Genomic DNA, 12575 nt, shown 5'->3' with positions numbered 1-12575 from the left:
GTCGGCGCGGGTGAGCGCGTTGCCGGGCCGGGCCACGATCAGCGCTGCGGCGGCGGCGAACGCGGCGGCCAGCACGAACGCCCAGCGCGCCCCGCCCGCCCCGTCCACGATGAGGCCGGCCAGCGCGCTGCCGGCGGCGCTGCTGACGATCGCCGCGGTCAGCACCCGGGTGTACGCCTCGGTCAGCGCCGCGGCCGGGACGATCCGGGCGACCAGGTTGTTCTCCACGATGAGCGCGGGCGCCAGGGCGGACCCGCCGGCGATCAGGATGGCGCCCAGCGACCACGGGCCGGGCGCCACCACCAGGGCGAGGAAGGCGAGGCCGAGCACGGCCAGCAGGACCGCGTACCGGCGGGTCGGATCGCCGCGCGGGCGGCGGGTGCCGAACCACGCGCCGCCGAGCGCGCTGCCCGCGCCCCAGCCGCCCAGCAGCAGTCCGCCCAGGCCCGCGCCGCCGCCGTGGCCGGTGGCGAAGGCGGGGACCGCGACGGTCACCGCCCCGAACGCGCCGCCGAGCAGGGCCACGCAGGCGGTCAGGGTGCCGAGGCCCGGCGCCTGGCGCCCGGCGCGGCGGGCCACCCGGCGTCGCGACCGCAGGGCGGGCACCCGGGCGACGGCGAGGCCGCCGGCCAGGGTGACGGCCGCGGCGACGTACAGCGCCGGGTCGTATCCGCCGGCGCTCACGGCCAGGCCGGCGACCAGCAGCGGGCCGATCACGTAGACGAGTTCGAACAGCGAGGTCTCCGCGGCGAGGGCCGCCTGCCGCACCCGCGGTCCGGCCCGGGCGCCGGGTGCGTCGAACAGGCCGACCCAGGCGCCGCGGATCGCGCCCGTCAGCGGCGGATAGGTGGCGCCCGCCAGCGCCGAGACGACGAGCGTCGCCGGCAGCCGGTCCCCGGCGACAAGTGCCAGCAGCGCCAGGGCGGCGCAGTGGGCCACCGCGGTCGCGCGGAGCACCGGCGCCGGGCCGATCCGGTCGGCCAGCCGCCCGGCGAGCGGGTTCGCGATCGCCCCGGCGGCGGCGTAACAGCCGACGGCGAGGCCGCCGGCGGCGTACCGGCCGGTGGCGTGCTCGACGAGCAGCAGCAATGCGAGCGGCGTCATCCCGATGCCGAGCCGGGCGACGACCCCGCCCAGCAGCAGCGTGGGGGCGTTCGGGATCCGCCACACCGCAAGGTAAAGCCCCGCCGCCGACACGGATGGAACGTAACGGACTTAAGTGCCGAGTAGTCCCCGGATCAGGCTAAAGAGGTCGGGACGGCAATCCGACATGCCCCGTCAGAGCGACGCCGCCAGCGCCGCGCGCAGGCGGTCGGCGGCCAACTCGTCGGCCCGGGCCATCGGACCCGCCGGAACCGCGGCGACCAGGGCGGCCAGCCCGAGCACCACGGCCGCGAAGACGAACGCCCACGGCAGGCCGCCGGGACGGTCGACCATCGCGCCGGCCACCGCGCCGCCGGCCGCGCTGCCCGCGACCGTCACGGTGATGACCCAGGTGTAGGCCTCGTTCAGCATCCCCGCGGGCGCGATCCGGCCGACCAGGCTGTTCTCCACGGTCAGCGCCGGGGCGATCGTGGCGCCGCCGACGACCAGGGCCACCCCGAGCGACAGCGGGCCGGGCATGACCGCGAGCACGAGGAAGCTGAGGGCGACCGCGCCGAGCAGCCAGGCGAACTGCCGGGGCAGCGCCATCGCGGGCCGCCGGGTGCCGAACCAGATGCCGCCGATCGCGCTGCCGACGCCCCAGACGCCGAGCAGGACGCCGCCGAGCCCGTCGCCGCCGCCGTGCTGCGCGGCGTACGCGGGGACGATCACGCCGGCCGCGCCGAACGCCATGCCGAGGGCGCCGACGCAGGCCAGCAGGGCGGGGAAGCCGCCGACCCGCAGCGGGCCGAGACCACGGGTGGCGACGGCGTCCTCGTGCCGCACCCAGTGCCGCATGATCGGCAGCCAGGCGATCGTGAGCGTGCCGCCGAAGGTGGCGACGGCCGCGAAGATCAGCGCGGACGCCGGGTCGTGGGTGATCACGACGAGGGCCGCGACGAGCATCGGGCCGAGCACGAAGACCAGCTCGAACAGCGAGGTCTCGGCTGCCATCGCGGCCGAGCGCAACCCGTGCCGGCCGGTGCCGACCTCGGTCGCGTCGGTCCAGGCCCGGCGGATCGCGGCGGTCAGCGGCGGGTAGGTCGCACCGGCCAGCGCCGAGGCCACGAAGATCCCGGGAAGGGCGGCGTCGTCACCCCGGCTGGCCAGCAGCAGCCCGATCAGCGCGAGCGGGTGCAGCACCGCGGCCGCCAGCAGCACGGGCGACGGGCCGATCCGGTCGGCGATGCGACCGGCGATCGGGCTGATCGCGGCGCCGGACAGGGCGTAGATGCCGCCGGCCAGGCCGGCGAAGGCATAGCTTCCGGTGGCCCGCTGCACAAGCAGCAGCAGGGCGAGCGGGGTCATGCCGATGCCGAGGCGGGCGAGGATGCCGACTATCAGCAGGACCCGGCCGCCCGGCATCTGCCACACGCCAAGGTACTGACGCAAAGCGGCCATCGGGTCCCGCCTCCAGGGTTGGGGGTAACGAGCGAAGCGCCCATCGAACCTAACGTTCGGTGAGCGCTCCACACATCTGAAACAGGGGCCCTGTCACGGAGGTCACCCCGCGCGCGGGCCGCGCCGGTCAGCGCGAGAACCGCGCCGGCCCGGTGCCGGTGATCGCGGCGAGCTGGTGCAGCCGCTTGATCCGCTCCTCCATCGGCGGGTGCGTCGAGAAGAGGGACGCGATGCCGCCGGCCCGCAGCGGGTTGGCGATCATCAGATGCGCCGCGCCGGTGAGCTGGCCGTCGGCCGGCAGCGGCATCCGCTGAGCGCCGTAGTGGATCTTCTGCAGCGCGCTGGCCAGCGCGAGCGGGTCGCGGGTCAGGGTCGCGCCGGACGCGTCGGCCTGGAATTCGCGGTTGCGGCTGATCGAGAGCCTGATCACCGACGCGGCGATCGGGGCGAGGATCAGCATCAGCAGCAGCGACGCGGGGTTCGGGCCGTCGTCGTCGTCCGAGCCGCCGAGCGGCAGGAAGATCGCCAGCTGGGCGGCCATGGTGATGATCCCGGCGAGCGCGCCGGCGACGCTGGAGATCAGGATGTCCCGGTTGTAGACGTGGGAGAGCTCGTGGCCGATGACGCCGCGAAGCTCACGCTCGTCCAGCAGCTGGGTGATACCGACGGTGACGGCGACGGCCGCGTGCTGCGGGTCACGCCCGGTCGCGAACGCGTTGGGCTGCAGCGCCGGGCTGACGTACAGCCGCGGCATCGGCTGCCCGGCCTCCGTGGCGAGTTCGCGCACGATCCGGTAGAGGGCCGGGAACTCGGCCTCGCTGACGGGCTGCGCCCGCATCGAGCGCAGGGCGATCGAGTCGGAGAAGAAGTAGGTGCCGGCGTTCATCGCCAGCGAGAGGACGACGGCGAAGACCAGGCCGGCGCCGCCGCCCAGCCAGTACCCGACGGCAAGGATCATGGCGGAGAGCAGACCCAGCAGAGCGGCCGTTTTGAGGCCGTTGTGGTGGCTGTGCACGATGAACTCCTTCAGACAGCGGGCCGGTAGGCCCACGTCAAATGGAACATCGCGATGTTGAGAATTCATCCGGTAGTAGCTGTGAGTTCACTGTATGTGATCTTGGCCATCCTGTCGGCCCGCTATCCCAGGGCGTCGAAGATCCATTGTGGGGCGAAGCCCAGGAGCACCGTCAGCAGCGCCGCCACCGCGATGGCCACGCCCACCGGGCCGGGGACCCGGGACGGCGTCGCCGCCGGGCCCGGTTCCGGCTCCGTGATGGTCGCCACGGCGACCGCGACCGCGGCCTCCGCCGCCGCCTCGGCGGGCACGGTCTCCGGCGCCGCCTCGGCGGGCACCGCCACCACCGGCGGCGGGGCCTCGGCCGGCTGCGCCGGGAGGTAGAGGCTCGCGGCGACGCGCACGTAGTAGGCCAGGGCGATCACCGCGTTGAGGGCCACCACGCCCGCCAGCCAGCCCCAGCCGCCGGCGATCAGCGAAGCCACGACCGTCACCTTCGCGAACAGCCCCGCCAGGCCCGGGGGCAGGCCCGCCAGGCCCGAGAAGGCCAGCACCAGCGCCGCGCCCAGCCACGGATGGCGGCGGCCCGCGGAGCGGTACTCGGCGAGATCGCCGCCGTCGCCGCCGGGCCCGCGCAGCGCCACCACCACGCCGAACGCCACGAACTCCAGCAGGACGAAGAACACCGCGTACGCCAGCGCCGGCAGCACCCCCGCCGCGCCCATCGCCAGCGGCGCCAGGATGTAGCCCGCCTGCGCCACCGACGACCAGGCCAGCAGGCGGATCATCCGGGTCTGCCGCAGCGCCACCAGGTTGCCGACCGTCATGGTCAGCACCGCCAGCACCGCCACCAGCGGGCCGGTGTCCAGCCGCTGCACCACCGCCGCGAGCGCGACCACGCCGCCCAGCTTCGAGGCCGTCGACAGGTACGCCGCCACCGGGATCGGCGCGCCGTCATAGGTGGCCGGCGCCCACGCGTGCAGGGGAACCGCCGCCACCTTGAAGGCGAAGCCGATCACCAGCAGCGCGCCGCCGACCGCTCCGAGGGGCGCGAACGGGCCGGCGCCGCCGGTCAGCGCGGCCAGGTGCAGCGCGCCGGTCGAGGCGTAAAGCAGGGCGGCGCCGAGCAGGGCCAGGGCCGTGGAGACGACGCTGACCAGGAAGAACGTCACCGCCGCCGAGGCGCCAGTCGTGGTCACCCGCTCGCGCGGCGCGAAGCGGCGCAGCCCGACGAGCACGTACAGGGGCAGGGTCAGGGTCTCCAGGCCGACGATCAGGGTGATCAGGTCGCCCGCGTACGCGACCACCATTCCCCCGGCCATCGAGGACGTCAGCAGGAAGCAGAACTCGCCGGGTGGGGCGACGCCGAGACGCAGCGCCGGCACCGAGAGCGCCAGCACGCCGATCGTCAGCGCCGCGAAGAGCACCGCCACCACCGCCGCCTGACCGGTGGCCACCCAGGAGCACTGCGCCGGGCCGCAGAACGTCGAGGCCGGGTCCAGCGCCAGCGCCACCGCCGCGCCGATCGTGGCGAGGCCGCCGGCGATGCCCGCCGGAACCGCCCACCGGCCGAAGGCCAGCTCGAGCACCAGCACGAGCAGCGCCGTGCCGCCCGCCGCGTACAGCGGCAGCAGCGCGAAGTGGTTCACCGACTGGATCATGGCAGGGCTCCGGTCAGCGCGGACACCGGGACGGAGGTGGCGGCGAGCACCAGGGCCGGCACCAGGCCGACCGCCAATGCCAGCAGGATCAGCGGGGACCAGGCCAGCCACTCCGGCCGGGAGATCGCCGCGAAGCCGGTCACCGCGGAGGTCGCCGGCCCGTGGGTCACCCGGCGCAGCAGGCGCAGGAAGTACGCGGCGGTCAGCGCGCCGCCCACCGCCGCCAGCACCGCCAGCGTGGTCCACAGCGGACCGCCGCGCTGCACCGACGCCACCACCGCGAACGCCTCACCCCAGAAGCCGGCCAGCCCGGGCAGGCCGAGCGAGGCAATCGCGGCGAAGCCCAGCAGGCCCGCCAGCCGGGGCGCGGTCTCGCGCAACCCGCCGAGCTCGGCCAGGTCGCCGCTGTGCGCCCGGTCCTTGATCGCGCCGGCCAGGAAGAACAGCAGGCCGGTGATGATGCCGTGCGCAACGTTGCCGATCAGCGCCGCCTGCAGGCCGGTCACCGTCAGCGTCGCGATGCCCAGCAGCACGAAGCCCATGTGCCCGACGCTGGAGTACGCGATCAGCCGCTTCAACTCGGTCTGGCGCAGGCACACCAGCGAACCGACGATGATCGCGATCACCGCGAGGGTGCCGAGCACCGGCGCGGCCCAGGACGCGCCGAGCGGCGCCACTCCGACGCCGACCCGGATCAGCCCGTAGGTGCCCATCTTCAGCAGCACGCCGGCCAGGATCACGCTGCCGACGGTCGGCGCCTCGGTGTGCGCGTCCGGCAGCCAGGTGTGCAGCGGCCAGAGCGGCGCCTTCACCGCGAACGCGACGGCGAACAGGGCGAACGCCGTGTACTGGACCGTGCGCGACATCCCGGCGCCGCCGGCCAGGGCCGTCAGGTCGCCGGTGCCCGCCGCGATCACCACGGTGAAGACGCCCAGCAGGAGCAGCACCGAGCCGAACAGCGTGTAGAGCACGAACTTGCGGGCCGCCCGGCGCCGGTCCGGGCCGCCCCAGCCCGCGATGACCGCGTACATCGGCAGCAGGACGACCTCGAAGAAGACGAAGAACAGCACCAGGTCGAAGGCGAGGAAGGTGCCGAGGATGCCGACCTCGAGCACCAGCAGCAGCGCGGCGAGCGTCCGGCCCCGGCCGCCGCCGGGCACCTTCCACACCGTGTACGCGCAGCACAGCGCCGTCAGCAGCCCGGTGAGCACGACAAGCGGGTACGAGATCGCATCGACGCCGAGGTGGAAGTCGATGCCCAGCGCGGGCACCCAGGGCACGTCGACGTCGATCCACGGGATCATCGGCGGCCCGGGTCCGTACGTGACCCAGCCGAAGTCCTGCCGGAACGGCAGCGCGAGCAGCGCGGTCAGCACGAGGGTGACGGCCGCGAAGCCCGTCGCGACGAGCCGGGCGCCGCGGTCCGTCCCGGCCGGCAGCAGCGCGACGATCAGCGCACCGAGCGCGGGCACCACCAGCACCGCGATGAGCAGCGCCTGCCCGAGCGCGTTGTCGGTGGTCGAGTAGTTCACGAGGCGGCTCCGAAGATCGCCGCGACGGCGCCGAGCACCAGGGCGCCGGCGAGGACCGCGACCGCGGCCCGGGGCAGGGCCGCGCGGTGGGCGTTCGAGAGCAGGGTGCCGAGGCGGGTGGCCGACGTGCCGGTGCCCTCGACGGCGGCGTCGACCACGCGCTCGTCGAGCGTGCGCAGGGTGGTGGCGAACGCGCGCACCGGGCGTACCAGGAAGCGGTCCTGCAGGTCGTCGATCCGGAAGCCGGCGGCGAACAGCGGCCGCAACCGGCCCAGGGCCCGGGCCGGGTCCTCGCCGGGCGCGGCGTGCCAGAGCCACCAGGCGCCGCCCGCGCCGAGCGCGAGCAGCAGCAGCGGGAACGCGATGCCGGCCTCCAGGTGCGGCGCCGGCAGCCCGATGGCGGACCGGAAGCCGGGCAGGAAGACGGCCAGGCCGAGCAGCGCGGACGGGATGGTGAGCAGCAGGATCGGCCGGAGCATCACCCGCGGCGGGTCGTGCGGCGCGCCCGGACCGCGCTCGTAGCGGGCGTCGTCGAAGCCGACGTGCCACTGCTCGGTGCGCGAGCGCGGGTGGCCGAAGAACGTGCGCAGCAGCAGCCGGGTCGAATACCAGGCGGTGATCGCGACGCCGAGCAGCGCGGCGAGCCAGACCACCCAGCCCAGCCAGGCCGGCGCCGGGCCGTGGCCCTCGGTGGCGTGCTCGGCCGCGACCAGCACGCTCTCCTTGGACCAGAAGCCGGCCAGCGGCGGCAGCCCGGCCAGCGCGCCGAGCCCGATCACGAAGGACCAGAAGGTCGCCGGCAGGTGCTCGCGCAGGCCGCCCATCCGCGACATGAGGTTGGTGCCGACCGCGTGGATGACGCCGCCGGCCGCGAGGAACAACAGCGCCTTGAAGGCGGCGTGGGTCAGCAGGTGGAACAGGGCCGCGCCGGGCGCGCCGATCGCGAGGGCGCCGGTCATGTAGCCGATCTGGGAGACGGTCGACCAGGCCAGGACCCGCTTGAGGTCGTCCTGCGCGGTGGCCGAGAACGCCCCGAGCAGCAGGGTGATCGCCGCCATGACGCCGAGCACGGCGAGCGCGCCGGGCGAGCGCTCGAAGAGCGGGTACATCCGGAAGACGACGTAGACGCCGGCGGCGACCATCGTCGCGGCGTGGATCAGCGCGGAGATCGGCGTCGGGCCGGCCATCGCGTCGGGCAGCCAGGTGTGCAGCGGGAACTGGGCGCTCTTGCCGGCCACCCCGGCCAGGATGAGCAGCAGCGCGACGGTCAGGTGCGCCGGCTCGGCCGCCAGCACGTCGGAGAGCCGGAAGCTGCCGGCCGAGACGCCGAGCAGGGCGATGCCCAGCAGGAAGCCGACGTCGCCGACGCGGGTCACCAGGAACGCCTTCACGGCCGCGCGGGGCGCCTCGGGCAGTCGCCGGTCGTGGCCGATGAGCAGGTAGGAGCAGACGCCCATCACCTCCCAGCCGACCAGCAGCATGATCAGGTCGTTGGCGGCGACGACCGTCAGCATCGCGCCGGTGAACAGGCTGACCTGTGCCGCGTAGGGCGCGTAGCGCGGGTCGTCGTGCAGGTAGCCGACCGAGTAGATCTGCACGAGCAGCGCGACGACCGTGACCGCGAGCGCGACGTAGAGCGCCGACGGGCCGAGCGAGACGCCGAAGGTGATCGGCAGGTCACCGAAGCGGACCACTTCCGCGCCGAAGTCGACGGTGTCGCCGGCGAACAGCAGAACGACCGTGTCGACGAGGGCGAGGGCGGCGCCGGCGATGCCGAGCGTCGCGGCCCGGCGCCGCGGCGCCCGCCCGCCGTCGCCGGGGCTCAGCAGCAGCCCGGCCAGGCCGAACAGCACCGGCACGCCGAACAGCGCCGTCCCGAGGACCTCTGCGATCACCGGGCGACCTGCCGTTCGGCCTCGTGGTAAAGCTCGACCTCGTCGATGTGCACGGCGCGCCGCATCCGGAAGTACTGCAGGACGATGGCCAGCCCGACGCCCACCTCGGCGGCGGCCAGCACGATCACGAAGAGGGCGAACACGGCGCCGGAGTAGCCCGGCACGGCGTTGGGCAGGGACCGGACCGTGGCGTCGGCGGTGATGAAGATCAGGCTGACCGCGTTGAGCATCAACTCGACCGCCATCAGCACCAGGATCGCGTTGCGCCGGCGCAGCACGCCGTAGACGCCGAGCCCGAAGAGCAGGGCGGCCGTCACGTACGGGATGACCGCGTGCATCAGTGCTCGTCTCCGTTTCGCGCGCCGATGTCGGGGCGCGACAGCACGATCGCGCCGACCAGGGCGGCCAGCAGCAGGATCGAGAGCACCTCGAACGGCAGCACCCACTGCCCGAAGATCTCGGCGCCCATCCGCTCGGCGGTGCCCGGCGCGGGCAGGTCATGGCGCGTCCAGCGGAACGCGTCGGCCAGCAGCACCGCCAGGCCGAGCCCGACGCCGCCGCCGACGATCCGGGCCGGCCAGGCCGGCCGGTCCAGGTCCTTCGACGCGCCGATCGGCGCGCGGGTCAGCATGACGGCGAAGAGCAGCAGCACCACGACCGCGCCGACGTAGACGAGCACCTGCACCCAGGCCACCAGCTCGGCGCCGAGCACCAGGTAGGCGCCGGCCATCGCGCCCAGGCTGATGACCAGGTAGAGGCCGGCCCGGACCAGGTGGCTGGTGGTGACCACGGCCGCGCCGGAGCCGACCGCGACGGCTCCGAGCGCCAGCAGCAGCACGTCGGCGACGGTCACGGGGCCTGCTCCCGGCGGACCGGGGGCCGGGCGGTCTGCGCGGGAGTCGCCGTGCCCGGGCCGGCGACCTTGCGCGCGGCGGCGGACTCCTCCTTCGAGGGCTCGCCGAGCACGTCGTGCGCCGGCGGCGGCGGGACGGTCTGCATCCAGTCGCCGAGCCGGTTCTTGTCGTGCAGCAGGTCGAGGACGTCGGTCTCCGCGTACTCGAACTCGGGCGTCCAGTGCAGGGCGTCGAACGGGCAGACCTCGATGCAGATGCCGCAATACATACAAAGTGAGAAGTCGATGTCGAACTTGTCGAGCACGTTGCGCTGGCGGGGCCGGGCCGCGCCGGGGACGACGACCTCTTCCTTGTGCGAATCGATGTAAATGCACCAGTCGGGGCACTCGCGGGCGCAGAGCATGCAGACCGTGCAGTTCTCCTCGAGCAGGGCGATGACGCCCCGCGAGCGCGGCGGAAGGTCCGGCTCGACGTCGGGATACTGCTGGGTGATGGTCGGCTTGACCAGCGTCTTGAGCGTGACGGCGAGGCCTTTGATCAGGCCCTTGCCCGGCGTGTGCCGCTCCCCGCTCTCGCTCATAAGGGCCTATCCTGCCCGGTCCCGGAAGCGGTGGCGAGCACACCCCCGTTCTTGCCTCTCATCGTGTCCCAGTAGAGACGTCCGGATCGTTACATCGCGACCTTCACCGCGGCGGTCAGCACCAGCTGGGCCAGCGCCACCGGCACCAGGATCAGCCAGCACAGCCGCTGCAACTGGTCCTCGCGCAGCCGCGGAAAAGTGACCCGGAACCAGATGATCACAAAGGACACCGCGAAGACCTTCGCCAGCGTCCAGAGCCAGCCGAGGTGCGCCGCGTCCGGGCCGTGCCAGCCGCCCAGGAACAGCACGGTGGTCAGCGCGGCGATCACCACGATGCCCACGTACTCGGCGAGCAGGAAGAACGCGAAGCGCAGGCCCGTGTACTCGGTCAGGTAGCCGAAGACCAGCTCGGAGTCGGCGATCGGCATGTCGAACGGCGGCCGCCGGATCTCCGCCAGGCCGGACACGAAGAAGACAAGGGCGGCCGGCAGCTGCCAGAGCAGCCACCACGGCGACCAGGCCTCGACGATGCCGGACAGGCTCAGCGTGCCCGCCGCCATCGCGACGCTGGCCGCCGAGAGCACCAGGGGCAGCTCGTACCCGAGCAGCTGGGCCGCCCCGCGCAGGCCGCCGAGCAGGCTGTATTTGTTGGCCGAGGCCCACGCGGACATCAGCACCGCGACCACGCCGACGCCCAGCACGGCCAGGACGAAGAACAGGCCGATGTCCATGTGCTGCGCGACGAGGCCGGCGGGCCCGAGCGGGATGGCCAGCAGCACGATCAGGTACGGGAACAGCGCGACGATCGGCGCCAGCTGGAACACCCGGCGATCGGCGTCGCGCGGGGTGATGTCCTCCTTCTGCACGAACTTGACGCCGTCGGCGACCAGCTGCGCCCAGCCGTGGAAGGCGCCGGCGTACATCGGGCCGAGCCGGCCCTGCATGTGTGCCATCACCTTGTGCTCCACCTGGCCGACGACCAGCGGCAGCGTCAGGAACGCGGCGACGACAGCGACCACCCGCACGAGCAGATCGAGCCAGAGCGGCATCAGGCGCCCTCTCCGTCGGTGCCGGGCGCGGCGGCCGGCGGCGCCGGTCGTTCCCGCGGCGCGCGGGCGGGGCGGGCCGGGGTCGCGGGCGGCGGGACCTTGCCCTTCATCGGTCCCCACTCGTTCGGGTCCGGCACGCCCGGCGGCCGCATCGGGGCCCGCTTGGCCGTGCCCGCCTCGGACTCGCCCGGCTCCTTCGCGCCCGGCCACGCCTTGGCGACCCGCGACGCGAGGACGAACTCCTTGCGCAGCGGATTGCCCTCGAAGCCCGGCGGCAGCAGCAGCGGCCGCAGGTCGGGGTGGCGGGCGAAGCCGATGCCGAACATCTCGTGCGTCTCGCGCTCGTGCCAGGCCGCGCCCGGGAACAGGTCGACCACCGACTCGACCACCGGGTTCTCGCGGTCCAGCCGGGCCCGCAGCAGCACGCCGTGCCGGCGGCGGCTGGACCACAGGTGTGCGACGATCATGAATCCCTCGTCCAGCTCGTCGACCGCCGAGAGCCAGTCGAAGAAGTCGCAGCCCAGCGCGCCCGGATCGCGGGCCGCCTCCAGCGCGACCCACCAGCGCGCGGCCGGAACGTCCACGACGGCCCGTTCGTGCCCCGGGCCGCCGCCGGAGACTCCGGCGGTGATCTCACCCTCGTCGGGGGTCTCGGGCTCGGCGGCCGTCAGCAGCGCGATCATCCGCTCGCCGACCTCTTCGGGCGTCATGGGGCACATCCTATGGTCCGTCGGAGATCGGCCCCGGCCGACTGCAACCCTTCGATGGATCGCGGCGTGTATTCGCCGTGACATTCCAGGCCGCAGCAATCAGACCGGAGACGCTCACCGCCGTGCCAGACACCCCAGCGTCCTTCGACGAGCTGTACGCCGCGCACTTCGGCGATCTGACCGTCCAGTTGTATGCCTACTTCGGCGACCGGCAGGAGGCCCAGGACATCGCCCAGGAGGCGTTCTGCCGCGCCCTGGCCCGCTGGCGAACGGTCTCCGGGTACGACGACCCGGTCGCGTGGATCCGCCGGGTCGCGTGGAACCTCGCCGTCAGCAGGTGGCGCCGCACCCGCACGGCCCTGGGCTTCCTGCGCAAGCAGCGGGCCACCGAGGCGCAGGTCGCCGGCCCCGGCCCCGAGCGGGTGGCGCTGGTCGCCGCGCTCGGCACGCTGCCGGCCGCCCAGCGCCGCGCCATGGTGCTGCGCCACCTCGCCGACATGACCATCGCCGAGATCGCCGACCGCGAGGGGGTCGCCGAGGGCACCGTGAAGTCCTGGCTGCACCGGGCCCGGACCACCCTCGCCGCCCGGCTGGACCCGACCGAGACCGAGACCCAGGAGGCCCGCCATGCCTGACCAGCTGGAGCTGCTCTTCGCCGACCTGCGCGCCGAGACCCTGCCGCAGGTGCGCCCGCCCGGCACCGCGGCCGCCCGGCACACCGTGCGCCGGCGCCGG

Annotated in this window: 12 protein-coding genes; 1 reads left to right on the top strand and 11 read right to left on the bottom strand. The window is 74.0% G+C overall.

The window, feature by feature from the left end:
• The 11 genes from AB0F10_RS39865 to AB0F10_RS39815 form a co-directional block, all read right to left on the bottom strand.
• Window positions 1-1197, bottom strand: a 1197-nt coding sequence (locus tag AB0F10_RS39865; protein ID WP_360637948.1) for an MFS transporter, incomplete at its 3' end; no start/stop codon positions are given.
• 81 nt (window positions 1198-1278) lie between these two features.
• Window positions 1279-2616 (bottom strand): MFS transporter, encoded by a 1338-nt coding sequence (locus tag AB0F10_RS39860; protein ID WP_360637945.1) that lies wholly within the window; start codon window positions 2614-2616, stop codon window positions 1279-1281.
• A 55-nt stretch (window positions 2617-2671) separates the two neighbouring features.
• Window positions 2672-3559, bottom strand: coding sequence for a zinc metalloprotease HtpX (gene htpX / locus AB0F10_RS39855; RefSeq protein WP_360637942.1), 888 nt, complete (start codon window positions 3557-3559; stop codon window positions 2672-2674).
• A 122-nt stretch (window positions 3560-3681) separates the two neighbouring features.
• A complete protein-coding gene (locus tag AB0F10_RS39850) occupies window positions 3682-5220 on the bottom strand; it encodes a proton-conducting transporter membrane subunit (RefSeq protein ID WP_360637939.1) in 1539 nt (512 codons plus the stop codon).
• On the bottom strand, window positions 5217-6752 hold the full coding sequence (locus AB0F10_RS39845) for an NADH-quinone oxidoreductase subunit M (protein ID WP_360637936.1): 1536 nt from the start codon (window positions 6750-6752) through the stop codon (window positions 5217-5219). The genes AB0F10_RS39850 and AB0F10_RS39845 overlap by 4 nt, the downstream gene beginning before the upstream one ends.
• Window positions 6749-8647: an NADH-quinone oxidoreductase subunit L gene (locus tag AB0F10_RS39840; RefSeq protein ID WP_360637933.1), complete on the bottom strand. Its 1899-nt coding sequence runs from the start codon at window positions 8645-8647 to the stop codon at window positions 6749-6751. Before AB0F10_RS39840 ends, AB0F10_RS39845 begins: the two co-directional genes overlap by 4 nt.
• Entirely contained in the window at window positions 8644-8985 is a 342-nt protein-coding gene (gene nuoK, locus AB0F10_RS39835) for an NADH-quinone oxidoreductase subunit NuoK (RefSeq protein WP_360637930.1), read from the bottom strand. Before nuoK ends, AB0F10_RS39840 begins: the two co-directional genes overlap by 4 nt.
• Window positions 8985-9500 (bottom strand): NADH-quinone oxidoreductase subunit J, encoded by a 516-nt coding sequence (locus AB0F10_RS39830; RefSeq protein WP_360637927.1) that lies wholly within the window; start codon window positions 9498-9500, stop codon window positions 8985-8987. The genes nuoK and AB0F10_RS39830 overlap by 1 nt, the downstream gene beginning before the upstream one ends.
• A complete protein-coding gene (locus AB0F10_RS39825) occupies window positions 9497-10081 on the bottom strand; it encodes an NADH-quinone oxidoreductase subunit I (protein WP_360637924.1) in 585 nt (194 codons plus the stop codon). Before AB0F10_RS39825 ends, AB0F10_RS39830 begins: the two co-directional genes overlap by 4 nt.
• An 89-nt stretch (window positions 10082-10170) precedes the next feature.
• Window positions 10171-11130 (bottom strand): complex I subunit 1 family protein, encoded by a 960-nt coding sequence (locus AB0F10_RS39820; protein ID WP_360637921.1) that lies wholly within the window; start codon window positions 11128-11130, stop codon window positions 10171-10173.
• Window positions 11130-11840, bottom strand: a complete 711-nt coding sequence (locus tag AB0F10_RS39815) for an NADH-quinone oxidoreductase subunit C (protein ID WP_360637918.1) — start codon at window positions 11838-11840, stop codon at window positions 11130-11132. Before AB0F10_RS39815 ends, AB0F10_RS39820 begins: the two co-directional genes overlap by 1 nt.
• Before the next feature lie 122 nt (window positions 11841-11962).
• Between AB0F10_RS39815 and AB0F10_RS39810 the strand changes: the two genes are divergently transcribed.
• Complete coding sequence (locus AB0F10_RS39810) at window positions 11963-12475, top strand: sigma-70 family RNA polymerase sigma factor (protein WP_360637915.1); 513 nt, start codon at window positions 11963-11965, stop codon at window positions 12473-12475.
• The last annotated feature ends 100 nt before the right edge of the window (window positions 12476-12575 follow it).

This window comes from Actinoplanes sp. NPDC026623 (assembly GCF_040638275.1).
Classification (GTDB): Bacteria; Actinomycetota; Actinomycetes; order Mycobacteriales; family Micromonosporaceae; genus Actinoplanes.
The sequence above is the reverse complement of the archived record's forward strand: the minus strand, read 5'-3'. Positions and strand labels throughout refer to the sequence as shown.